Here is a 22,125-nt window from a genome sequence, read left to right on the forward strand (position 1 = left end):
GGGGGCCGGGTTCATCTGGTCGCCGCGCCGGCCGTAATCGTCATCGTCGTCGTCATCATCGTCGTCGTCGTAATCATCATCGTCATCATCGTGCTCCCCGCGATACTTGCGGGCGTATTTGCCGTGATCGTCGTCATCGTCATCGACGAACCACAGCCGCATCGGGCTGCGCTCGGGCTTGAACTCGGCCGAGAACACGGTGTCTCCGGTCCGGTCGTCTTGCATCGCGCTCCAGGCGGGCAGACCGATGGCAAGCCCCAGCGCGGTGGAGGCGGTCAGCAGGGCGAGGGTCTTTTTCATGGGGATCTCCTTGTCATCCGATGCCCCAGATCTGGACCCCGAGGCTGAGGCTTTCCTGACAGGCAGCAAGTTTGTGCTTCAGCTTGACGTCAGGAAGCGGCACGGCCCCGCAGCACATGAAAAAGCCCCGCCATCCGGCGGGGCTGGGGCAGCGCGCGGGGCAAGGCTCAATCGTCGCTGCGATGCGTTCGGTCGCGCTCGTAAAGCGGGTGGTCGTCGTCTTCGTATTCGACCTCGAGCACCGCCAGCGTGGCCGGATGTACCTTCACCTCGATCCGGCGTCCTTCGGCATCCTGGCCGCGAATCTCGTAGCAGCCGTCGTCGATCTTGATGCGACGCACCGTCCAGCCGTTTTCCTCGGCCAGCTTTGCGACCTCTGCGCGCGGCTGCCAGTCCGCCATGGGCACATAACAATCGTCATCATCGGCCAGCGCGGTGCCCGCCATCAGCGTGGTTGCGGCAAAAGCCAGAATTGCCAGCGTTTTCGTCATGGGCCAAACTCCGTCCTGCGGGGATCTCTGACCACCCTATGCGGCACGAAGCTGACGGTATCCTGAAGACGGCCCGCCGTCCGCGTCAGCCTTGTGTCAGGCGGCGGCGGAATAAGGAGCGCAGGACATGACACAGACGCCGGGGGACAGATGCGCATTCTGCTGATCGAGGACGACACCGTTCTGGGCGCCGCCGTGCGCGACCAGATCGCCAGCGACGGCCAGTCGGTGGACTGGGTGACGCGGCTCGACGCCGCCGGCGACGCGCTGCGCGGCGCGGGGTACGACCTGATCCTGCTCGACCTGATGCTGCCCGACGGGCGCGGCATTCCCTTTCTGAAAGCGCTGCGCACAAAGGGCGATGTCACCCCGGTGATCATCCTCACCGCGCTCGACCAGATCTCCGACCGGATCGAGGGGCTGAACGCCGGGGCTGACGATTATCTGGTCAAACCCTTCGATCTGGCCGAGCTGTCGGCGCGCATCGGCTCGGTGGCGCGGCGCTATGCCGGCAACCCCAACCCGCTCATCAGCCACGGCGCGCTCGAGGTCGATCTGGCGGCACGCTCGGTGCTGCGCGACGGTCGGCCGGTGGCGCTCACCGCGCGGGAATGGGCGCTGTTCGAGGCGTTCCTGCAACGGCCCGGGCAACTGCTCTCCAAGGCGCAGCTCGAGGACAAGCTCTATGCCTTCGGTGCCGAGGTCGAAAGCAACACCATCGAGGTGCATGTCAGCCGGCTGCGCAAAAAGCTGGGCGCCGGGGTGATCGAGACAGAGCGCGGGCTGGGCTACCGGCTGGGCGCGGGATGAGGGCGCCGCGCAGTCTTCAGGCGCGGCTGGCGCTTGGCATCGGCCTGCTGCTCACGCTGTTCTGGATCGCGGCGGCCTCGGTCACGGCGCTGGCGCTGCGCAGCGAGATCGGCGAGGTGTTCGATTCCACGCTGGAGGAAACCGCGCAGCGGCTGCTGCCGCTGGCGGTCTCCGAGATCGTCGCGCGCGAGGACGAGGGCGTGACCCAGCGCCTGGGCGCGATCCGGACGCATGAGGAGTTCTTCACCTATCTCGTCCGTGACGATCAGGGCCGGATCCTGCTGCAATCGCATACCGCCGACCCGGCGGTTTTTCCCGACTATGACGGGACGGGCTTTCGCCAGACCGCAAGTCACCGATTCTACAATGCCGATGCGCTGCAAGGCACGATCCGCATCACCGTGGCCGAACCGCTGGATCACCGGGCAGACGTGGCCTGGGATCTGATGATGGGGCTGGGGCTGCCGCTGCTGATTGCCATTCCCGCGGCGCTGCTTGCGGTCGCGGTGGCCGTGCGCGCCAGCCTCGGTCCGCTGCGGCGGTTCCGCGACACGCTGGCCTCGCGCGGGGCGCGCGATCTTTCGCCGGTGCCCGCGCCGGGGCTGCCGGCCGAGATCGCGCCGGTGGCCGAAACCCTGAACGAGCTGCTGATGCGCCTGAAGGCGGCCTTCGAGGCCGAACGCAGCTTTGCCTCGAACGCGGCGCATGAGCTGCGCACGCCGCTGGCGGGTGCCATCGCGCAGGCGCAGCGGCTGAAGGCGGAAACGGCCGATCCCGAGGCCCGCACCCGCGCCGGTGACATCGAGGCGACGCTGAAGCGACTGACCCGTGTCTCGGAACGGCTGATGCAGATGGCCCGCGCCGAGGGCGGCCGGCTGCGCGGCGACAGCGCGACGGATCTGCGCCCGCTTCTCGAGATCATCGTGCAGGATCTGGCCCGGCAGGCGCCCGAGGGGGCGCTGGCCCTGGACCTGCCGGAACGGCCGGTCCTCTCCGACCTCGACCCCGACGCGCTCGCCATCGTTCTGCGCAACCTCACCGACAATGCCCTGCGCCACGGGAGCCCCGGCACGCCGGTACGCATCGCGCTCGATGCCGCAGGCCGCCTGAGCGTCACCAACGACTCGCCGCTTGTGCCGCCCACCGTGCTCGCCCGTCTGACCCACCGCTTCGAGCGCGGCGCGGCGCATGCCGAAGGCAGCGGGCTGGGGCTCGCCATCGTGACGACCATCGCCGAGCGAACCGGGGGCAAGCTCGACCTTTGCTCGCCGGTGCCGGGCAGGCAAGACGGCTTCTGCGCCGGGCTGCAACTGCCAGTGGCGCCCGGGCCGGGCGCCGCGAAGGACGATGCGGTCTAGCCGGCGGCCCTGTTTGCGGAAAGCTCGCGGGCCAGCCAGTCGAGATACTCCGCGATGGCGGTTTCATCGCGTCTGCAATAGGACCATTTCAGGTGCCGCTGTACCGTGATGAAACCGGCCTGCCGCAGAATATCCAGATGCCGGCTCACCGTGGGCTGAGAGACCCCCAACGCCTCCGCGATCAACGTCATACACACACCGAAATCCGCCGGATCGGCAGACCATTGGTCGGCAAAATGCTTTTCCGGCTCTGCCAGCAGCTTGAGAACCTTCAGCCGCGGCGCGCTTGCCATCGCCTTGATTTGTGTTGATCGGTCCATGGTTCGATCATATCGTTGATTAGCTAAATGACAATATGGATTCGACATCATGCTGGAGCTGCCAAACACCTCGATCATCGACGGCAACGCGATCCGCTGGGGCAGGATCGGCAGCGGGCCGCCGCTTGTCGCGATCCACGGCACCCCTTTCTCCTCCCAGGTCTGGCGCAGGATCGTGCCGGAATTCGCCGACCGGCGAACGGTCTATTACTTCGATCTTGTCGGCTACGGCCTGTCCGAGATGCGCGAGGGGCAGGATGTGTCTCTTGCCGTGCAGAACACCGTTCTTGCCGCGTTGTTCGCGGAATGGGACCTCGAACGCCCCGACGTGCTGGCCCATGATTTCGGCGGAGCGACAGCGCTGCGGGCTTATTATCTCAACGGTCTTCGCTATGGTTCTCTGACGATCTTCGACGCGGTGGCCCTTGCGCCCTGGGGGTCGCCCTTCGTCCGCCATGTGCGCGAACATCAGGCGGCCTTTGCCGGGATGCCGGCATATATGCATGAGGCGCTGTTGCACGCCTATCTGCAAACGGCAGCTCACAAGCCGCTGTCGGATGACGTGCTCGAGATCTATGCCGCGCCCTGGACCGGGCCGGTCGGTCAGGCCGCGTTTTACCGGCAGATCGCCCAGATGGATCAGCGCTTTACCGACGAGATCGAGGGGCGCTACGCGCGGATGGACTGCCCCGTCACCGTTCTCTGGGGATTGAAGGACGACTGGATTCCCTATGCGAAAGGCGAGACGCTTGCCGCGCTGATCTCGGATCGCCCCGTTGTTCCGGTTGCCGATGCCGGACATCTGGTTCAGGAGGACCGCCCCGAAGCTCTGGTCGCAGCCGTTCTGAAAAGCCTTGCCGGCTGAGCCGTCGCGCCCCTGGGCCCGGGCTGCGGCAGAGGCCAACATCCTGCCGGAAGCCCGGTCGGCCCGCGCGTCGGCAGGGCGGAAAAAACCCGATGCGGCCCGACGGAATCCCCCAGCCCGCGCGTTTAGTGGGAAACGTCACACTGCAAGACCCCTTCTCGTGTGAAGCCATCGCCACACGAGCCCATAGGGCAATCGGGAAAGGAAAAGACCATGGCGCGCACAAATCTACGATTGTTTTGGGGATTCTGGATCGGGGCCGCCGCGCTCTGGCTGGTTCTGAACCTCGATCTCTTCTCCGCCACAAGCGTCTTCGCCCTGCGGGAATTCATGATGCAATGGTCCGGCACCCTGGCCATCGCGGCGATGAGCGTGGCGATGATCCTGTCGCTGCGCCCGCGCTGGCCCGAGGGGCGGCTGGACGGGCTCGACAAGATGTATCGTCTGCACAAATGGCTTGGCATCGGCGCGCTGGGGCTGGCGGTGTTCCACTGGCTCTGGTCCGAAGCGCCGAAATGGGCAATCGGCGCCGGGCTGCTGCCGCGTCCCGAACGCGGCCCGCGCCCCGAGATCACCGATCCGGTGCAATCCTATCTCATGTCCTTCCGCGGCACTGCCGAGAGCCTGGGCGAACTGGCCTTCTATGCCTCGGTCCTCCTCCTTGTCATTGCGCTGGTCAAGCTCGTCCCCTACCGCATCTTCCGCTACACCCACCGCATTCTGCCGTTGGCCTATCTGGCACTGGTGTTTCACTCGGTCATCCTGCTCGACTACGACATGTGGCTCACCCCGCTCGGCCCGGTTCTGGCGCTGCTGATGCTGGCGGGCAGCTATGCCGCCGTCGTCTCGCTGCTGGGCATGATCGGGCGTCGTCGGCGCGTCGCGGGCGAGATCACCGCCCTGCGCAGCTATCCCGGCGTCCGCTCGCTGGAAACCGAGATCAGGCTGGGCGACGGCTGGCCGGGACACGAGGCAGGACAATTCGCCTTTGTCACCTCGAACAAGATCGAGGGCGCGCATCCCTATACCATCGCCTCGGCCTGGAAGCCCGAGGATCCGACAATCGCCTTCGTGACCAAGGAACTGGGCGATCACACCTCGACCCTCGCCGAGAAGCTGAAAGTGGGCCAGCAGGTGACGGTCGAGGGCCCTTATGGCCGCTTCACCTTCGACGACGGGCGGCCGCGCCAGATCTGGATCGGCGCGGGCATCGGGATCACCCCGTTCCTCGCACGGCTGAAAGAGATGGCGCGCAGCGCGCCCGACACGCAGCGCCCCGAGATCGACCTCTTCCATTCGACGCGCGAAGTGGACGACGCTGCGCTCGAACGGATCGCGGCGGATGCCCAGGCCGCGAATGTCCGCCTGCATGTGCTCATCGACGAACGCGACGGGTTCCTCGGCGGCGAACGCATCCGCGAGCTGGTGCCCGGGTGGCGCGACGCCAGCCTGTGGTTCTGCGGGCCGAGCGGCTTCGGCAAGAGCCTGCGCGCCGATTTCGCCGCGCAGGGGCTGGATGTCGAAGAGCGCTTCCATCAGGAACTCTTCGAGATGAGATAAAAGAAGGCCCGGCCACCATCGCGGTGGCCGGGCCGTGTTCCTGCCGATACGCCGGGCGCGGCGTCAGTCTTCGGGGAAGATCCCCGGTGAGGTCGGGGCGCCATCGTCATACTGCGACAGGTACTCGACGATCATCTTCTGGTTCACCGCAAAGCCCTTGTACTCCGCCAGATCCGGGTCGATGTCGCGCAGCACCCGGTGCAGGCGGCGGCCCCATTTCGGCTGGGTCGCGATGTCTTCGAGATTGCACAGGTAGCAGCGGATCGGGAAGGCCAGCGCGTTGGAGCGCGGCAGCCGCCAGAAGGTTTGCAGCTCGACCCGCAGGAACTGTTTCGCGCCGACGTTCTCGGGCGTGATGGTGCGCTTTTCCGGGCCCCATTTGTGGTAGTTCTCGGGGCTGGTGTCGAGGCGCGGGTTCACCGTCATCGTCCAGTTGAGGCGGCGGTAGGATTGCTCCTGCGTGACCGCCAGCAGGAATTTCAGCGCCTTGTCGAAAACGCCCATCTTGCGCGCCTTGGGCACCGGGGCGTGCCATTCGAAGAAGTTCATGCCGACATCGAAATCGAGCGACCAGTCGGCCTGCGAGGTCACCATGCCCGCGTCGAGCCAGAGATTGCCCTCGCGCTCGTGCAGCAGCGCGAAATCGCCCTGTGCCTGACGGGTGATGTATTCCATCGGCCCGCAGGGCAACGTGGTGGGGTCGAGGAAGGTGAACTTCTTGTCGATGCCCAGCGGCTTGTTGATCCAGTGCCAGGCGTTGCCGTCGCGGGTCAGTTTGAAGAGCTCGGGATAGTCCCGCGCCTTCGACACCATGATCAGTTCCAGCAGATCCCAGCCCGCCAGTTCCATATGCGGCAGCGACTGGCAGCGCATCGGATCTTCGGCCAGCGTGATCTCGCGGTCCTTCATCTCGGCGACGTAATGCTCGTCCACGTCGAAGGCGAATTCGAAGGGGCTGCCCTTGGGCCCGCCGGGATGCTGTTCGATATTGACCGAATAGGCATAGCTGTCACGGTCGAAGGGGAAGGGAAAGCGGCGGACCGCGGCGGGTGAGTTGCGGAAGGTATAGTCGCCGCGAAAGGTCTCTTCGTTGAATTGCATGGTCATGGGTCTGCTCCTCAGAGGTCCAGTTCCAGCCGCGCGCCCTTGAAGCGCGACATGCAGGGCATGATGGTTTTCTGCTCGGCGCGCTCGGCCTCGCTCAGCCAGTGATCGTTGTGCAGGATGCGCCCATCGCAGGCGGTGACATGGGTCTGGCAACGGCCACAGGCGCCGCCCCGGCAGGAATAGTCGATCTCGACCTTCGCCGCCTCGAGCGCTTCGAGAAGGCTCTGGTCGGCTTTCACGGTCACGGTCTTGCCCGAGGATTTCACCACCACCTCGAAGGGCTCGCCCGGCGGCGGCGCGGTGAAGGCTTCGGAATGCACGGCGGTCCTGGGCCAGCCCAGCCGCGACGCCTGATCCGCCACCGCCTTGATCAGCCCGTCCGGCCCGCAGGTATAGACATGCGTGCCCAGCGGCTGGCCGTCGAGGATGGCGCCCAGATCCATGCGCGCGCCTTCTTCGGAGATGTGGATATGGATATGCGCCGCTTCCGGCAGCAGCTTCAGCCCCGCCGCCTCCTCGCGCGAGCGCGCGGCGTAATGCAGCTCATAGGGTTTCTGCTCCATGCCGAGCTGCCGCAGCTGCGACAGGAAGGGGGTGATGCCGATGCCGCCCGCGAGCAGCACATGTTTCCGCGCCCGCAGGTCGAGCTGGAACAGGTTCGCGGGCGAGGACACGGTGATCTCGTCGCCTTCGCGCACCTGCGTGTGCATGAAACGCGAGCCGCCCCGGCCGCGATCCTCGCGCCGCACCGCGATCTCGTAGCCCGACCCGTCATAGGGATCGGAAATCAGCGAATAGGAGTTGCGCCGGATCGTCTCGCCCTCGGGCATCTCGACGGTGATATGGGCGCCGCCCGAAAACACCGGCAGAGCGCCGCCCTTCGGATCCTCGAAACGGAAGCGTTTGACCAGCGGCGACAGGGTCTCGATCTCGGTGACCTTGAGTGCAAGTTTTCTCATGCCCGGATCTCCACGGTCTCGGGCACCTCGCCCGGCGTTTCGGCATCGACGCAGACGCCCTGGAACACCCCCAGACGGCGCGAGAAATGATCCCGCACGAACAGCGTCAGCCCGCAATGGGAACAGGTGAAGGGATCGGTCGTCACATCTTCGGTGATGCCCTTGCAATGCACGCATTGCATGCGCCGCGCGATGGAGCCGCGATGCTCCATCTGGATCGCCTCCAGCGGCAGCCCGGCGCCGGTGGCCAGCGCGCTGACATGGCCCATCAGCCCTTCGGACCCCGCCAGATAAAGCGCCGTGCCCATGCGCGCCTCGGAGAGCAGACGGTGGATGAGCGGCGTCGCGGCGGCGAGATCCGGCGCGCCATGCAGCCCCCTGGGGTTCAGCGTCTCGATGCGCCCGAAGGTCTCGGCGGCGGCGCCGACCAGCAGCACATGGGCGTGGTCCATCACCGAGGCATCGGAGCTGGCGAGATCGCAAAGTGCCTCGGCGCCGGCATCGTCGGCGACCATGATCCCGTGCGCGGCCCCTTGCGAGACCAGCCCGGCATAGGTCGGGCGCGAGTCGATCGACGGAGAGAATTCTGTATTGGGCATGGGTTTACCTGGGCTTCCTGTTGGCTCTCAGTAGGCGGGGGCCGGTCTGCCCCCGCCTCGCAAGGTTTCGGTGTGAGGAGATCGGGCCGCTTACCCCTTGGCGGTGCGGCGCTTCTTGTCCACGTCATAGAAGGGCATGGACTGCGCCACGGCGGGCACCTCCTTGTCCTCGAACTGAACGGTGAGTGCGGTGCCATCCACGGCGCAATCCACCGGCATCCGGGCGATGCCGACATTGTGGCCGTTCAGCTCGGAATACATGCCGATGGTGACCACACCGACCGGCGTGCCGTCCTTCAGCAGCGGCGCGCCCTCGGGGGCGGGCTCGGTGCCCTCCAGCTTCACGCCGTAGATCTTGAAGCGCTCCTTGCCCTTCAGGCGGTAATGCTCCTCGGCGCCGCGGAACCCGGTCTTGCCCGGCGAGACGGTGAAATCGAGCCCCAGCTCCCACAGCGTGTCGCCGTTGGCCTCGTCCTCGAACGGGTACATCTCGGAATTGTCATAAGGGAAGAACAGCAGATAGCTTTCCGCCCGCAGCCAGTCGAGCGTGGTGAAGCGGGTCGGGATGATGCCCATTCCGGCACCCTCGGCGACGATGGTGTCCCAGATCTCCACCGCGTCCTGACGGCGGCAGAAGATCTCGTAGCCGCGCTCGCCGGTGTAGCCGGTGCGCGAGATCATCACCGGCTTGCCGAACAGCGTGGTCTGGATATGGCTGAAATAGACCACGTCGCGGATGCCCGGCACGTGCTTTTCCAGATAATCCACCGCCAGCGGCCCCTGCAGCGAGATGTCGTGCAGGTCGTCGTCGAAGGTCATCACGACATTGCGGCCCGCCGCATACATCGCAAGCTGCTCATGCCCCGCGCCGGAGCCATGCACCACCATGAAGCTGTGCGGCCCCATGCGGTAGATCACGCAGTCGTCGACGAATTTGCCCGCGTCGTTCAGCATGGTCGCATAGGTCGAGCGGCCGGGCTTGAGTTTCTCGATATTGCGGGTCGTGGCCTTGTCGATCACGTATTGCGCGTGCGGCCCGCTGAGGTGAACCTTCTTCAGACCGGAGACATCCATCACGCCCGCCTTGGTGCGGATGGCCTCGTATTCCTCTTTCTGGTCCTTGTCATAGGTCCAGGCGGTGCCCATGCCGCTCCAGTCTTCGAGATTGGAGCCCATGGCGCGGTGCCGGTCCGCCAGTGCGGAAAATCTCCACGATGCGATCATGCCGTTTGTCCTTCCGGTCGGTCGTGTTCGTTGCAATGGGAACCCGGCGGCCCTTGCGCCGCCGGGTCATGGCCTTGTCGGCTTATTTTTTCCGGGTCGCCTTGTAGGCGTGTTCCTCGTGGCGCCAGCCAAAGACGATGGCGACGACGATCATCAGCAGGCAGAGCGCCAGCCAGAGCCCTTCGACGGTGCCGTAGCCCGCGTAGATGGCGCCGGTGATCCCGTCCCAGGAGGTTGCTTCAAAAGGGGCTTCCATGGATCTGTCCTTTCCTTGTCAGGATCATTCTGCGGGGCTGACCGAGGCGTGCAGCCCCTCGGGATAGGCGTTCGCGGGCACCTTGACCTTGTCGAGACCCATGATTTCCGCCTCTGCGGGCACCCGCAGCTGGCCGGTCACTTTCAGCAGGAACGACACGAGGTAACCGGGGACAAAACCCATCAGGCCCATGACAAGCGCGCCGACAAGCTGGCCGGTGAAGGAGATCGTGACCACGTCCTCGCCGAACAGCGCCGGATAGCCCTGTGCCGCGATGCCGACCGAGATGACGCCCCAGAGGCCTAGGAAACCGTGCACCGCAAAGGCCCCCACCGCGTCGTCGATGCCGCGCTTCTCGATGAAGCTGGCGACGAAGGGCATGGCACAGGCGCCCATGAAGCCGATCACGAAGGCCATCGGCGGATACCAGACATCAAGACCGGCGGCGCAGGAGATGATGCCGCCAAGCGCGCCGGACATCATCCAGAACGGATCGCGGGTGATCATCCAGGCCCCGATGATGCCACCGGCAAAGCCCATCAGCGTGTTGAAGGTCATGCCCGACAGGGTCATCGGCGTGCCGTAGATCGTCGCCTCGATGGCGTTGCCCCAGGACCAGGATTCACCCGGCACGATGACGCAGCCCATGAGGAAGCCCCAGAAGCCCGCGATGATCAGCATCAGACCGATCAGCGTCAGCGGCATGGAATGCCCGGCAATGTGGTTGGCGCTGCCATCGGCGTTGAACTTGCCGATGCGCGGCCCGAGGTTGATCAGCACGCCCAGCGTGAAGAAACCCGCGATCATGTGCACGACACCCGCGGCGCCGAAATCGTGATAGCCGAACTTGGTGACCAGCCAGCCGTCCGCGTGCCAGCCCCAGGCGGCAGCGAGGATCCACAGGAAGGCGCCCAGCACGATGGCCAGCACCACAAAGCCGGTGAGCTTGATCCGCTCGATCACGCCGCCCGACAGGATCGACGCGGTGGTCGCGGCAAAAAGCACGAAGGCCCCCCAGAACACGCCCGAGGCGCGGTCGTCGAGGTTCGGCCCCATGTATTCCTTCCAGGGCAGCGCCACGTCATTGGCGTAGGCGAGGCCGGAGATGCCCATGGCGCCTTCGCTCATCGAAAGACCCGTGGGGAAGGCCCAGTAGATCCACCAGCCGACGAAGTAGAAGAAGGGCACGATCATCGCGAAGGCGAGGATGTTCTTGATGCCCGAGGCCAGCGCGTTCTTGGAGCGCGACGCGCCCATCTCATAGGCAAGGAACCCGACATGGATCAGCACCATGAGAAGGATCGTCAGATAATAGAAAGTCTCGGAAAGCGTGCCGTTCGTCGCTGCGGCGTTTGCCTTCAGCTCCGCCACCGTGGCCGCCAAGGATGCCAGATCTTGTTCCAAGCCGTTCTCCCTGTTGTGAGGTTGACTCTCAACCCAGCCGCCATGGTTTGCTTCGTTTGGTTTGAACCAATTACGGCAACTGGATCATTCAGTGGCAACAGCTCATCGCAAATGCTCACCCTTGGTCAAACTTTTTTCCTCTCAAGAATTTTCTTGACGCTTAATTCCTGAACAAAATGCCCATGATTCCGATTGGGAGATGAAATTCTATGCGCCAGGAGAAGACAGACAGGCGTCGCAACGCCTGTGTCTTATGGGTTGGAGCGAGGTGCAGGGGTGATTCAGAAAAAGGATTCGCTGGCGGCGACGGACCGGAAGGTCAGCCGCAGAACACCCTCAGGTTGCGAAAAATTGGTTGGGCCAATTAGTCTTCCTGAAGCAGAATCCGCTGATCCTCGATCAGCGACAGCTTCATGAACTCGCTGGCCTCTTCAATGTCGCGCGCGGCGATGGCGTTGAAGAGCCCGTTATAGCCGCGCTGATAGATGGCGATGCGCGCGGGTGTCAGATGACGGCGGTACATGGCCGTGCGGAAAGACTGCCGCCGCGCGTCCAGCACGAGATTGTAACAGGCCAGCAGCAGCGGATTGCCTGTGCCCTCGGCGATCAGCCGGTGGAATTCCTCCTCCAGCCGCACAAAGGCGGTGGCATCGGCCTGCACCGCCTCCATCTTGGACAGCACCACCGAAAGTGCCTCGATCTGCCTCGGCGTCATGTTGATCACCGCCAGCCGCATCATCTCGGGCTCCAGAATGCCGCGCATCACCTGAAGCTGAAGCGGCCCGACATCGGCGGCCACCGGCGAGGTGGCACTGCTTTCGCCATCGGGATCGTAGGTCACGAAGGAGCCCGACCCGGCGCGGCGGCGGATCATGCCGCGCGCCTCCAACTGGTCTAGCGCCTCGCGCACGGTGTTGCGGGCAACGCCCAGATCCTGCGCTAGCTGGCGCTCCGAGGGCAGCCGTTCCTCGCTGGCATATTCCTGCGTGACGATCCGCGTCGAGAGCGTTTCGATCACATATTTGACGGTGGCGCCCGGAAGATAGGCGCCGGAGGACGGCAGGGAGGAATTGGCCAAGGCATGGTCCTTTGGAAACTATGCCAGTTAGACCAATTTCCGCGCTCTGGTCCAGTGCCCGAGCCCGGATGCAAAAAGAGGCGCGGGGGCGCGCCTCTTTTCCGAAGGTCTCGCGGGGTTGCGGACAAGGCCCGGACTGGCTGCCCTGGGCTCCGCCCGTTCGGCGCTGAGAAACCTCCACTGGAGGTTTCTCCGGGCAAAGCCCGGACCGGCTGCCCCGGCGCTCCGCGCGTGATCGCCTCAAACCCTCCCCCGGAGGGTTTGCCGGGCAAAGCCCGGACCGACTGCCCCGGCGCTCCGCGCGTGATCGCCTCAAACCCTCCCCCGGAGGGTTTGCCGGGCAGAGCCCGGACCGGCGATCACCCCATTTTTTCCGAGCTGTAGCTGCCGGGCGAGGCCTGGAAGACCACAGTCTTGTTGCCGTTCAGGAACACCCGATGGTTGGCATGGGCGTGGATCGCGCGGGCCAGCACCTGGCTTTCCACATCGCGGCCCAGCGAGACGTAATCGTCCGGCGACTGTGCGTGGGTGATGCGCACCGTGTCCTGCTCGATGATCGGGCCTTCGTCGAGATCGGCGGTCACGTAATGCGAGGTCGCGCCGATCAGCTTCACGCCACGGGCAAAGGCCTGCTTGTAGGGGTTGGCGCCCTTGAAGCTCGGCAGGAACGAGTGGTGGATGTTGATGATCCGGCCCGACATCTTTGTGCACATCTCGTCGGAGAGGATCTGCATGTAACGCGCCAGAACGATCAGCTCGGCACCGGATTCCTCGACCACCTTCATGATCGCGGCCTCGGCCTGCGGCTTGTTCTCCTTGGTCACGCGGATGCAGTGGAAGGGAATGTCGCTGTTCACCACGACCTTCTGGTAATCCATATGGTTCGAGATCACCGCGACAATCTCCACCGGCAGCGCGCCGATGCGCACACGATAAAGCAGGTCGTTCAGGCAGTGGCCGAAGCGCGAAACCATGATGACCACCTTCATCTTCACGCTTTCGTCGTGGAAGGCGAACTGCATCGCGAAATCCTCGGCGATCTTGGCGAAATCCGCCTCGAGCGCCTCAAGTTCGGCACCCTCCTGCGAGTCGAAACTCACCCGCATGAAGAACTGGCCGGTTTCGGCATCGTCGAACTGCGAGCTGTCGGTGATGTTGCAGCCGTGATCGGCCAGGAAGGTGGCGATGGCCGCAACGATCCCGCGTGTGGTGGCGCAGGTCACGGTCAGACAGTATTTCGTCATGGTCTTGGTCTCCAGAGGCCGGGCGCCCCCCTGACAGGCGCCGGTACAGTGTTGGTTTTGCGTTTGTTATGGATCGTTGAGCCGCCTCAGGCGGTGAGCCCTTCGGGCTCGGGAAGGCCGTTGGCGCGGCAGCAGGCCGTCACCGTATTGGCGAGCAGGCAGGCGATGGTCATCGGGCCGACCCCACCGGGAACGGGCGTGATGGCCCCCGCCACCTCGGCGCAGCTCTCGTAGTCGCAATCCCCGACAAGCCGGGTCTTGCCGTCGCCCTTCTCGGGCGCGTCGATGCGGTTGATGCCTACGTCGATCACCGTGGCACCGGGCTTCACCCAGTCGCCCTTGATCATCTGCGGACGCCCCACGGCAGCGACGAGAATATCCGCGCGGCGGCAGACCTCCTCGATGTCGCGGGTGCGCGAATGCGCGATGGTCACCGTGCAGCTTTCGCCCAGCAGAAGCTGCGCCATCGGCTTGCCGACGATATTGCTGCGGCCCACCACCACGGCGTTCAGCCCCGAGAGGTTGCCGAGATGGTCGCGCAGCATCATCAGACAGCCGAGCGGGGTACAGGGCACCATGCTTTTCTGCCCGGTCCCCAGCAGACCCACGTTCGAGATGTGGAACCCGTCCACATCCTTGGCCGGATCAATGGCATTGATCACCGCATCGGCGTTCATGTGCCCCGGCAGCGGCAGCTGCACGAGGATGCCATGCACCGCGGGGTCGGCATTCAGCCGGTCGATCAGCGCCAGAAGATCGGCCTCGGGCGTCTCGGCGGGCAGCTTGTGCTCAAAGCTCTGCATGCCGCATTCCACGGTCTGCTTGCCCTTGTTGCGCACATAGACCTGAGACGCGGGATCCTCGCCCACCAGCACCACGGCCAGACCGGGGGTGATGCCGCGATCGGCTTTCAGCCGCACCACATGGGAGGCCACCTTTTCGCGGACAGTCGCGGCAAAGGCTTTGCCGTCGATGATCTTTGCAGACATGGTCAGTTCTCCAATCGGCGAGCCGCTTGCGACAGGGCATGCCACAGCGATCCCGCAAGGCTGCGCATTCCGATCACCGCCAGCCGGGTTTCGGACCGGCGGACCAGGAACACGGTCATATGCTCAAGCCCCGTCCGGGTACAGCATCCGGGGCCCAGCGTTTTCGGGTCGATATTCACGAGTTTGGACATCAGCGCCTCCAGCCGGGCGGCACCTGCCTCCGAGACCACCTCGAAGGCGACAAACCCGTCGGTCTGTTCGGTGACCGAGCAGCCCGGCGCCTCGGCCTCGAGCGCGGCGGCGAAATCGCTTTCGGCCTTGCCCCCAGCCTCGATCATCCACTGGCCGCGCCCGGTCCAGAAAGCACCCAGCGCGCCCGAGGTGACGGCCCGCGCCACATCCGGCAGCGCCAGCCCGAAGGGCGCAGGCGCCGCCTGCCCCCGGCGCAGCGCCAGCGAGGCCAGCGCCAGACCGGCATTCTCGGACAGGCTCAGCGGGCCAAAGGTTTCGCTGCGCGGCGCGCTGTCGCCCAGAGCGGTGACGGGAAGCAAATCAGTCACGGAGACGTCCTCCTTCGGGATCCACGAAATGCGCCGAGACCACTTCGGCGCGCAGCTCGCGGCCCTCCAGCGGGTTGGCGGCAGTGACGATCTCGCCCAGGCGTTTGTCGCCGTCTTCGAGATAGGCCAGCGCGATATAGCTTTGCAGATGCGGCGACCAGCAGGAGGAGGTGACCCAGCCCTGATCGGTCGACATGTTTTGCGCCGCGCCTTGCGTGAAAAGATGCGACCCGGCGGCCACCTGTTCCTGTGGCGAGACGGATTTCAGCCCGACAAGGCGGCGGCGCTCGGCGGCCAGCCCCTCGCGACGCGACATCACCGCGCCGATGCTGTCTTTCTTCTGCGAGACCATTCGGCCCAGCCCCAGCATCTGCGCCGTGGTCTGGCCGTTCAGCTCGGCCCCGGCGGCATGGCCCTTTTCGATGCGCAGCACACCCAGCGTTTCGGTGCCATAGGGTGTCACACCCAGATCCTTGCCCTGCTCCATCAGCCGCGCCATCAGCGCATGACCGTAGCGCGCGGGCACCGCGATCTCATAAGCCAGCTCGCCCGAGAACGAGATGCGGAAGAGCCGCGCCCTCAGCCCGTTGCAGATGGTGAGCGGCGCGCAGGCCATGAAGGGAAACGCCTCGTTCGACAGGTCGAACCCGTCGACGATCCGGCTCAGCAGCGCGCGCGACTTCGGCCCCGCCACGGCGATCTGCGCCCAGGCGTCGGTGGTCGAGATCAGTTGCACATCCAGCTCGGGCCAGAGGCATTGCCGCGCGAATTCCATGCGCTGATAGACCAGCCCGGCATTGGCGGTGGTGGTTGTGACCACATAGTGGTCCTCCGCCAGCCGCGCGCAGGTGCCGTCGTCATAGGCATGCCCGTCCTCGCGCAGCATCAGCCCGTAGCGCACCATGCCGACCTTCAGCGTGCCCATCATATTGGCGTAGAGCCGGTTGAGGAATTCGCCCGCATCGGCACCCTGCACATCGACCTTGCCCAGCGTGGTCACATCGCAAAGCCCCACGCCCGACCGCACCGCCAGCGCCTCGCGATCGACACTTTGCCGCCAATGGGTCTCACCCGGCTGCGGGAAGTATTGCGCCCGCATCCACTGGCCGACCTCGACGAATTCCGCCCCCTGCGCCCTGGCCCAGTCATGGGTCGGGGTCAGCCGGAACGGGCGGAAATGTTTGCCGGTATCGCCGCCGCCCAGCACGCCGAGCGACACGGGCGTATAGGGCGGGCGAAAGATCGTGGTGCCGGTTTCGGGGATCGTCTTGCCGGTCAGCTCGGCCATGACCGCCAGCGCCGAGACGTTCGAGGTCTTGCCCTGATCGGTCGCCATGCCCAGCGTGGTCCAGCGCTTGAGATGCTCGACCGGGCGCATGTTCTCCTGATGCGCCAGCTTGACGTCCTTGACGGTCACGTCGTTCTGGAAATCCACCCAGGCGCGTTTCTTGCCGGGCACATGCCGGAAGGCCTCCTGTGCCGCAGCGGCATCCCTAGCCTCCGGCAGCAGGATCTCGGGCGCGGCAATCTCCAGATCGCTCAGCGCCGCCTGTGCCGCGCGTTTGCCATCTGCCAGCGCCTGCGCCGTGCCGCCCTTGCCCGCAGCGGCCCCCGCCGCGATCAGCCCTTGCGGCCCGCCCTGCCCCGGCACGAAGGCCAGCAGGGACTCGTCCCAATGCGGGCGGCCGCGATGATGCGAGGCCAGATGCAGGTTCGGGTTCCAGCCGCCCGCAACACCCAGCGCGCCCACCGCATGCCAGGAGGAGTGCCCCCCTTGCGTGATCTCGATCTGCGTCAGGCCCAGACGGCCCTTGCTGCCGGTGACCTGCGCCCCGGCGAACACCCGGTAATCGCCCTGCGCCACCGCGTCGGCGCGGGTGTCGATGACGCCCAAAACCTTCGCCCCCTTGGCCAGCAGATCGCAGGCGGTGCGGTGGCCGTCATCGCCATTGGTGAAGACCGCGATGGCATCGCCCGCAGCCGCCACCGGCGCCGCTGCCCAGCGGTTGGCATAGGCGCGCAGCGCCCCCGCGAGCATGATGCCGGGCCGGTCGTTGTCGGCAAAGGGGATGTGCCGCTCGGTCGCCCCCGCCGCCAGAACGGCGCGTTTCGCGGTGATCCGCCACAGCGTCTGGCGCACCTTGTCGCCGGGGGAAGCGAGATGATCCGCCACCCGCTCAACCGCGCCGTAGATGCCGTGATCGAAGACGCCGAACACCGTGGTGCGGGTCATGATCCGCACATTCGGCAGGCTGTCCAGCTCGGCCCGCACCGTCTCCACCCAGTCATGCGCCGGGGCGCCGTTCAGCAGGTCGCTTTCCATCAGCAGCCGCCCGCCAAGGCGGAAATCCTCATCCGCCAGCACCACCTGCGCCCCCGCACGTCCCGCCGTCAGCGCGGCGGCAAGCCCCGCCGCGCCGCCGCCGATCACCAGCAGGTCGCAATGCAGATAGCCCCGGTCATAGGCATCGGGATCGGGCAGCATCGACAGGCTCCCGAGCCCCGCCGCCTTGCGGATGGCCGGTTCGTAGAGCTTTTCCCAAAAGGCGCGCGGCCACATGAAGGTCTTGTAATAGAACCCCGCCGCAAAGAACGGCGACAGCAGATCGTTCACCGCCATAAAATCGCGATGCAGCGGGCCGACATGGTTCTGCGAGCGCGCGCTCAGCCCGTCGTAAAGTTCAGCCACCGTGGCACGGGTGTTGGGCTCGGCCCGCGCGCCCTCGCGCAGTTCCACCAGCGCGTTGGGCTCTTCGCTGCCCGCCGCGATCACCCCGCGCGGGCGGTGGTATTTGAAGCTGCGGCCCATGAGGCGCACGCCATTGGCCAGCAGCGCAGAGGCAAGCGTGTCTCCTTCGAACCCCTGATAGGCTTTGCTGTTGAAGGTGAAATTCAGCGGGCGGGTGCGGTCGATCAGACCGCCATTGAGACGGGTCATTGCGCGGCCCCCGCTTTCACGTCGGACGCCAGCTCGGCGCTCAGGATTTCATGGGTGAGGGTATTGCGGGTGACCACCAGCCACGAGCGGTCGCCCTGTTCGTGGAACCACAGCTCGCGATGCACGCCCGCCGGGTTGTCGCGCAGGAAAACGTAGTCGCAAAAGGCGGCCTCGGCGCCGGGGGTAGCCGGGTCGGGCCGGTTCAGCAGGGAGGCATCGCCCAGATAGGTGAATTCCTGCGCGTCGCGAAGGCCGAGAAGGGGATGAGGGATCAGCATGTCGTGGGCCTCAGTGCAGGTTGGGTTGGGCGCCGACGCCCTTTTCGTCGATGACGTAGCCCCGGTTGAACCGGTCGAAGCGGAAGGCGGTCGCGGTCTCGTGCGGGGTGTCGGTGGCCAGCAGATGCGCGAATGTCAGCCCGGCGGCGGGCGTCGCCTTGAACCCACCGTAGTTCCAGGCGCCGTTGAAATAGAGCCCTGCGATATCGGTGCGGTCGATGATCGGCGAGCCGTCCATCGACATATCGACCAGCCCGCCCCAGGCGCGCAGCAGCCGCGCCCGCCCGATCATCGGCATCAGCGCCATGCCGCCTTCGAGCACGTCCTCGATCACCGGCAGCCCGCCACGCTGCGCATAGGAGTTGTAGCCGTCGATGTCGCCGCCGAAGACCAGCCCGCCCTTGTCGGACTGGCTGACATAGAAATGCCCCGCGCCAAAGGTGATCACCCCCGGAATGACGGGCTTCAGCCCCTCGGAGACAAAGGCCTGAAGCGCGTGGCTTTCGATGGGCAGGCGGCGGCCCGCATAGCCCATCACGCGGCCCGAGCTGCCCGCGACCGACACGCCGACCTTGCCCGCGCCGATAAACCCGCGCGTCGTCTCGACCCCTTGCACCGCACCGTTCTCGATGCGGAAGCCGGTGACCTCGCAATTCTGGATAATATCGACGCCGCGCCGGTCGGCGCCGCGCGCATAGCCCCAGACGACGCCGTCGTGGCGGGCCGTGCCCGCGCGTTCCTGCATCAGCCCGCCCTTGATCGGGAAGCGCGCATTGTCGAAATTCAGGAAGGGCACCATCTGGCGCAGCTCGTCGCGGCCCAAAAGCCGCGCCCCGGCGCCCGAGATCATCATGGAATTGCCGCGCCGGCGATAGGCATCGCGCTGACCGTCGGAATGGATCAGGTTGATGATCCCGCGCTGGCTGACCATCGAGTTGAAATTGGTGTCCTGTTCGAGAGTTTCCCAGAGCTTCATCGACAGCTCATAGAACGGCTGGTTGCCCGGCAGCAGATAGTTGGAGCGGATGATTGTGGTGTTGCGCCCGGCATTGCCCGAGCCGATCCAGCCCTTTTCAAGCACCGCGACATTGGCTTGCCCATAGCGCTTGGCCAGGTAATAGGCGGTGGCCAGACCGTGCCCGCCGCCGCCGATGATCACGATGTCATATGAGGGTTTCGGAACCGGATTGCGCCACAGCGGGCCCCAGCCCTTGTAGCCGGTCAGGGCCTCTTTGATGACTTTGAAACCTGAGAATGTCATGCGGGTCGCTCCTTCGGTCTTTCCCTTCTAACGGTGAAATTTTCCCGTTTCCTCTTGTTTCAGGACAAATACTGTCTGATTAAGGACGTGATGTCGGATTTTCGGGGAAGGGCCACCCATGCGCAGAATCGCGTTCCTGCTGGTCGATGGATACGCGCTGCTCTCGACGGCGGCGGCGCTGGAACCGCTGCGCGCGGCCAACCAGTTCTCGCCCGATCTGGCCTATGACATCACCCTGCTCTCGACCACGGGAACCGGGGCGCTGTCCTCGGTCGGGGCGAAATTCGACGCGCGGTTCTACCGCGACGCCATCCCGCTTTACGACCTGATTTTTGTCGTCGCGGGGGGCGATCCGGCGCGCGTCACCGACCCGGCGGTGCTGGGCTGGCTGCGCCAGGCCGACCGCAACGGCGCGGCGCTTGGCGGCATCTCGGGCGGGGCGGTCATTCTGGCGCGCGCGGGGCTGCTGAAAGACCGCCGCTTTACCGTGCACTGGCATCATTATGACGATTTCGACAGGATGCCCGGCGACTGGCTGCTGGAACGGCGGCTCTTTGTCATCGACCGCGACCGCTATACCTGCGCGGGCGGTTCGGCGCCGCTCGACATGATGCATGCGATCATCGCGCGGGATTTCGGCAATCGCTTTGCACAGCGGATTTCCGACTGGTTCATCCAGACCGAGATCCGGGGCGCCGAGGCGCCGCAACGGCTGTCGATCGCCGCCCGCTACGGCGCGCTGCCGCAAGCTGTCGAGGGCGCGCTGGAGCTGATGGAAAGCCACATCGCCGACCCGCTCGATCAGGAGCAGATCGCCTCTCTTTCGGGACTGTCCTCGCGGCAGTTGCAGCGCCAGTTCCGCGCCGCGCTTGGGCGCTCGGTGATGGAGGAATACCGGCGGATTCGACTCGAGACCGGGCGCGAGCTGATCACCTCGACCCGGCTGTCGCTGTCGGAGATCGCGCAGATGACCGGGTTTTCCACGCCCTCGCATTTCTCCGACGCATTCCGGCGGCTCTACGGGCACGAACCATCGAAGCTGCGGCGGACGGAGACGCAAACGCCCCGGAGCTGATCCGGGGCGCGGGCAGTCTTGCGGCGCGGGCAAAAATTCTTCGTTCGAAGAATTTTGGCGCCGGAATGGATGGGGCGGACATGAAAAGTCTTCGGACGAAGACTTTTCGCCCCTCAGATGTCCAGCGTGTGCTGTTTTTCCCAGTTGGAGAAATGCGACACGAAGGAATTCCATTCCTGATGCTTCATCTTGATGTAGGAGGCCGAGAAATCGCTGCCCAGCATCGCCTTCAGCTCTTCGTCCGCGTCATAGGCGCGAATGGCATCCAGCATGTTGAGCGGCAGTTTCGGCGCATCCGTCACGGTGTGGCCTTCAGCATACATGTCGATGTCGTAGCGCTTGCCCGGATCGGCCTTGCTGCGGATGCCCGAAAGCCCTGCCGCGATGATCACCGCCTGCAGCAGATAAGGGTTCACCGCCCCGTCGGGCAGGCGCAGCTCGAACCGGCCCGGCCCCGGTACGCGCACCATGTGGGTGCGGTTGTTGCCGGTCCAGGTCACCGTGTTGGGCGCCCAGGTCGCGCCCGACATGGTGCGCGGCGCGTTGATGCGCTTGTAGCTGTTCACCGTCGGGTTGGTGATCGCCGCCAGCGCCTCGGCGTGCTTCATGATGCCGCCGAGGAAATAGCCCCCCTGTTCCGACAGGCCCACCTCGCCGATCTGGCCGCCGGCCTTGCCCGCAAAGGCGTTGGTCTTGCCGTCCAGATCCCAGACCGAGATATGCGCGTGGCAGCCATTGCCGGTCAGCCCCTCGATGGGCTTGGGCATGAAGGTGGCGCGCAGCCCGTGCTTTTCGGCGACCGATTTCACCATGAACTTGAAGAAGGAATGGCGGTCGGCGGTCACAAGCGCGTCGTCGAAATCCCAGTTCATCTCGAACTGGCCGTTGGCGTCCTCGTGGTCGTTCTGGTAGGGGCCCCAGCCCAGCTCCAGCATGTAATCGCAGATCTCGGCGATCACGTCATAGCGGCGCATCACCGCCTGCTGGTCGTAGCAGGGCTTCTCCGCCGTGTCGTAAGGGTCGGAGATCTTGTCGCCCTCGGGCGTCAGGATGAAGAATTCGGCCTCGATCCCGGTCTTGACGCGCAGCCCCTCGGCGGCGGCCTCCTTGATCAGCTTCTTCAGAACGTTGCGCGGTGCCTGTTCGACGGCGGCACCTTCCATGATGCAATCCGCCGCGACCCAGGCCACCTCGGGTTTCCACGGCAGCTGGATGACAGCTTCCGCATCCGGCACCGCCAACATGTCGGGATGCGCGGGCGTCATGTCGAACCAGGTGGCGAAGCCCGCAAAGCCCGCGCCGTCCTCCTCCATATCCGCGATCGCGGCGGCGGGCACGAGCTTTGCCCGCTGGCCGCCGAACAGATCGGTGTAGGAGATCATGAAATATTTGACGCCTTTTTCCTCGGCGAATTTGGCAAGTTTGCTCATCTTGGTGTTCCCTGTTGTA

At 65.3% G+C, this 22,125-nt stretch carries 22 protein-coding genes; 5 read left to right on the forward strand and 17 right to left on the reverse strand.

Translation table 11 applies throughout. The features are described 5' to 3' along the window. A partial coding sequence (locus M4578_RS13805; RefSeq protein WP_258093866.1) for a hypothetical protein occupies positions 1–300 on the reverse strand: 300 nt, incomplete at its 3' end. 167 nt (positions 301–467) lie between these two features. Beyond that, on the reverse strand, positions 468–791 hold the full coding sequence (locus tag M4578_RS13810) for a PepSY domain-containing protein (RefSeq protein WP_258093867.1): 324 nt from the start codon (positions 789–791) through the stop codon (positions 468–470). Between the two features lie 150 nt (positions 792–941). Between M4578_RS13810 and M4578_RS13815 the strand changes: the two genes are divergently transcribed. After that, a complete protein-coding gene (locus M4578_RS13815) occupies positions 942–1,601 on the forward strand; it encodes a response regulator transcription factor (RefSeq protein ID WP_258093868.1) in 660 nt (219 codons plus the stop codon). Continuing rightward, positions 1,598–2,959: an ATP-binding protein gene (locus M4578_RS13820; protein ID WP_258093869.1), complete on the forward strand. Its 1,362-nt coding sequence runs from the start codon at positions 1,598–1,600 to the stop codon at positions 2,957–2,959. Before M4578_RS13815 ends, M4578_RS13820 begins: the two co-directional genes overlap by 4 nt. Here M4578_RS13820 and M4578_RS13825 read toward each other — a convergent pair. After that, the gene (locus M4578_RS13825; RefSeq protein ID WP_258093870.1) at positions 2,956–3,357 is read right to left on the reverse strand and encodes an ArsR/SmtB family transcription factor; all 402 of its coding nucleotides are present in this window, start codon (positions 3,355–3,357) and stop codon (positions 2,956–2,958) included. The two genes, M4578_RS13820 and M4578_RS13825, sit on opposite strands and share 4 nt — an antisense overlap. Here M4578_RS13825 and M4578_RS13830 point away from each other — a divergent pair. After that, positions 3,329–4,144 carry an alpha/beta fold hydrolase gene (locus M4578_RS13830; protein WP_258093871.1) on the forward strand — a complete coding sequence of 272 codons (816 nt, stop codon included), beginning with the start codon at positions 3,329–3,331 and terminating at the stop codon, positions 4,142–4,144. The two genes, M4578_RS13825 and M4578_RS13830, sit on opposite strands and share 29 nt — an antisense overlap. A 213-nt stretch (positions 4,145–4,357) precedes the next feature. After that, on the forward strand, positions 4,358–5,704 hold the full coding sequence (locus M4578_RS13835; protein WP_258093872.1) for a ferredoxin reductase family protein: 1,347 nt from the start codon (positions 4,358–4,360) through the stop codon (positions 5,702–5,704). Positions 5,705–5,767: 63 nt separating this feature from the next. Here the strand turns inward: M4578_RS13835 and M4578_RS13840 are convergent, their stop codons facing one another. The 13 genes from M4578_RS13840 to M4578_RS13900 all read right to left on the reverse strand — a co-directional run bounded on the left by M4578_RS13840 (position 5,768) and on the right by M4578_RS13900 (position 19,601). After that, the gene (locus tag M4578_RS13840; protein WP_258093873.1) at positions 5,768–6,811 is read right to left on the reverse strand and encodes a heme-dependent oxidative N-demethylase family protein; all 1,044 of its coding nucleotides are present in this window, start codon (positions 6,809–6,811) and stop codon (positions 5,768–5,770) included. 11 nt (positions 6,812–6,822) lie between these two features. Next, positions 6,823–7,770, reverse strand: coding sequence for a PDR/VanB family oxidoreductase (locus tag M4578_RS13845; RefSeq protein WP_258093874.1), 948 nt, complete (start codon positions 7,768–7,770; stop codon positions 6,823–6,825). Then, positions 7,767–8,369 carry a dimethylamine monooxygenase subunit DmmA family protein gene (locus M4578_RS13850; RefSeq protein WP_258093875.1) on the reverse strand — a complete coding sequence of 201 codons (603 nt, stop codon included), beginning with the start codon at positions 8,367–8,369 and terminating at the stop codon, positions 7,767–7,769. The genes M4578_RS13845 and M4578_RS13850 overlap by 4 nt, the downstream gene beginning before the upstream one ends. 90 nt (positions 8,370–8,459) lie before the next feature. Beyond that, positions 8,460–9,593 carry an aminomethyl transferase family protein gene (locus M4578_RS13855; protein ID WP_258093876.1) on the reverse strand — a complete coding sequence of 378 codons (1,134 nt, stop codon included), beginning with the start codon at positions 9,591–9,593 and terminating at the stop codon, positions 8,460–8,462. Between the two features lie 82 nt (positions 9,594–9,675). Then, positions 9,676–9,849 carry a hypothetical protein gene (locus M4578_RS13860; protein ID WP_258093877.1) on the reverse strand — a complete coding sequence of 58 codons (174 nt, stop codon included), beginning with the start codon at positions 9,847–9,849 and terminating at the stop codon, positions 9,676–9,678. 24 nt (positions 9,850–9,873) lie between these two features. Continuing rightward, positions 9,874–11,253 carry an ammonium transporter gene (locus M4578_RS13865; protein WP_258093878.1) on the reverse strand — a complete coding sequence of 460 codons (1,380 nt, stop codon included), beginning with the start codon at positions 11,251–11,253 and terminating at the stop codon, positions 9,874–9,876. Between the two features lie 364 nt (positions 11,254–11,617). Next, on the reverse strand, positions 11,618–12,331 hold the full coding sequence (locus tag M4578_RS13870) for a FadR/GntR family transcriptional regulator (protein ID WP_258093879.1): 714 nt from the start codon (positions 12,329–12,331) through the stop codon (positions 11,618–11,620). Positions 12,332–12,690: 359 nt separating this feature from the next. Continuing rightward, positions 12,691–13,575 (reverse strand): formyltetrahydrofolate deformylase, encoded by an 885-nt coding sequence (gene purU / locus M4578_RS13875; RefSeq protein WP_258093880.1) that lies wholly within the window; start codon positions 13,573–13,575, stop codon positions 12,691–12,693. Between the two features lie 86 nt (positions 13,576–13,661). Next, positions 13,662–14,564, reverse strand: coding sequence for a bifunctional methylenetetrahydrofolate dehydrogenase/methenyltetrahydrofolate cyclohydrolase FolD (gene folD, locus M4578_RS13880; protein ID WP_258093881.1), 903 nt, complete (start codon positions 14,562–14,564; stop codon positions 13,662–13,664). Between the two features lie 2 nt (positions 14,565–14,566). After that, a complete protein-coding gene (locus tag M4578_RS13885; protein WP_258093882.1) occupies positions 14,567–15,124 on the reverse strand; it encodes a sarcosine oxidase subunit gamma in 558 nt (185 codons plus the stop codon). Then, complete coding sequence (locus M4578_RS13890) at positions 15,117–18,062, reverse strand: sarcosine oxidase subunit alpha family protein (RefSeq protein WP_258093883.1); 2,946 nt, start codon at positions 18,060–18,062, stop codon at positions 15,117–15,119. The genes M4578_RS13885 and M4578_RS13890 overlap by 8 nt, the downstream gene beginning before the upstream one ends. After that, the gene (locus M4578_RS13895) at positions 18,059–18,340 is read right to left on the reverse strand and encodes a sarcosine oxidase subunit delta (RefSeq protein ID WP_258093884.1); all 282 of its coding nucleotides are present in this window, start codon (positions 18,338–18,340) and stop codon (positions 18,059–18,061) included. The genes M4578_RS13890 and M4578_RS13895 overlap by 4 nt, the downstream gene beginning before the upstream one ends. 10 nt (positions 18,341–18,350) lie before the next feature. Continuing rightward, entirely contained in the window at positions 18,351–19,601 is a 1,251-nt protein-coding gene (locus M4578_RS13900) for a sarcosine oxidase subunit beta family protein (RefSeq protein WP_258093885.1), read from the reverse strand. Positions 19,602–19,719: 118 nt separating this feature from the next. Here M4578_RS13900 and M4578_RS13905 point away from each other — a divergent pair, with 118 nt between their 5' ends. Then, complete coding sequence (locus M4578_RS13905) at positions 19,720–20,676, forward strand: GlxA family transcriptional regulator (protein ID WP_258093886.1); 957 nt, start codon at positions 19,720–19,722, stop codon at positions 20,674–20,676. 113 nt (positions 20,677–20,789) lie between these two features. Here M4578_RS13905 and glnT read toward each other — a convergent pair whose 3' ends face one another. Then, complete coding sequence (glnT, locus tag M4578_RS13910; protein ID WP_258093887.1) at positions 20,790–22,106, reverse strand: type III glutamate--ammonia ligase; 1,317 nt, start codon at positions 22,104–22,106, stop codon at positions 20,790–20,792. Between the last annotated feature and the right edge of the window lie 19 nt (positions 22,107–22,125).

The sequence above is a fragment of the Salipiger pentaromativorans genome, from assembly GCF_024721115.1.
GTDB classification, from domain to species: domain Bacteria; phylum Pseudomonadota; class Alphaproteobacteria; order Rhodobacterales; family Rhodobacteraceae; genus Salipiger; species Salipiger pentaromativorans.

What these genes read in the sequence shown, in the direction of transcription:
- M4578_RS13810 (WP_258093867.1), bottom strand. Translation starts at nt 791, where the DNA reads ATGACGAAAACGCTGGCAATTCTGGCTTTTGCCGCAACCACGCTGATG.
- M4578_RS13815 (WP_258093868.1), top strand. Translation starts at nt 942, where the DNA reads ATGCGCATTCTGCTGATCGAGGACGACACCGTTCTGGGCGCCGCCGTG.
- M4578_RS13820 (WP_258093869.1), top strand. Translation starts at nt 1,598, where the DNA reads ATGAGGGCGCCGCGCAGTCTTCAGGCGCGGCTGGCGCTTGGCATCGGC.
- M4578_RS13830 (WP_258093871.1), top strand. Translation starts at nt 3,329, where the DNA reads ATGCTGGAGCTGCCAAACACCTCGATCATCGACGGCAACGCGATCCGC.
- M4578_RS13825 (WP_258093870.1), bottom strand. Translation starts at nt 3,357, where the DNA reads ATGATCGAGGTGTTTGGCAGCTCCAGCATGATGTCGAATCCATATTGT.
- M4578_RS13835 (WP_258093872.1), top strand. Translation starts at nt 4,358, where the DNA reads ATGGCGCGCACAAATCTACGATTGTTTTGGGGATTCTGGATCGGGGCC.
- M4578_RS13840 (WP_258093873.1), bottom strand. Translation starts at nt 6,811, where the DNA reads ATGACCATGCAATTCAACGAAGAGACCTTTCGCGGCGACTATACCTTC.
- M4578_RS13845 (WP_258093874.1), bottom strand. Translation starts at nt 7,770, where the DNA reads ATGAGAAAACTTGCACTCAAGGTCACCGAGATCGAGACCCTGTCGCCG.
- M4578_RS13850 (WP_258093875.1), bottom strand. Translation starts at nt 8,369, where the DNA reads ATGCCCAATACAGAATTCTCTCCGTCGATCGACTCGCGCCCGACCTAT.
- M4578_RS13855 (WP_258093876.1), bottom strand. Translation starts at nt 9,593, where the DNA reads ATGATCGCATCGTGGAGATTTTCCGCACTGGCGGACCGGCACCGCGCC.
- M4578_RS13860 (WP_258093877.1), bottom strand. Translation starts at nt 9,849, where the DNA reads ATGGAAGCCCCTTTTGAAGCAACCTCCTGGGACGGGATCACCGGCGCC.
- purU (WP_258093880.1), bottom strand. Translation starts at nt 13,575, where the DNA reads ATGACGAAATACTGTCTGACCGTGACCTGCGCCACCACACGCGGGATC.
- folD (WP_258093881.1), bottom strand. Translation starts at nt 14,564, where the DNA reads ATGTCTGCAAAGATCATCGACGGCAAAGCCTTTGCCGCGACTGTCCGC.
- M4578_RS13890 (WP_258093883.1), bottom strand. Translation starts at nt 18,062, where the DNA reads ATGACCCGTCTCAATGGCGGTCTGATCGACCGCACCCGCCCGCTGAAT.
- M4578_RS13895 (WP_258093884.1), bottom strand. Translation starts at nt 18,340, where the DNA reads ATGCTGATCCCTCATCCCCTTCTCGGCCTTCGCGACGCGCAGGAATTC.
- M4578_RS13900 (WP_258093885.1), bottom strand. Translation starts at nt 19,601, where the DNA reads ATGACATTCTCAGGTTTCAAAGTCATCAAAGAGGCCCTGACCGGCTAC.
- M4578_RS13905 (WP_258093886.1), top strand. Translation starts at nt 19,720, where the DNA reads ATGCGCAGAATCGCGTTCCTGCTGGTCGATGGATACGCGCTGCTCTCG.
- glnT (WP_258093887.1), bottom strand. Translation starts at nt 22,106, where the DNA reads ATGAGCAAACTTGCCAAATTCGCCGAGGAAAAAGGCGTCAAATATTTC.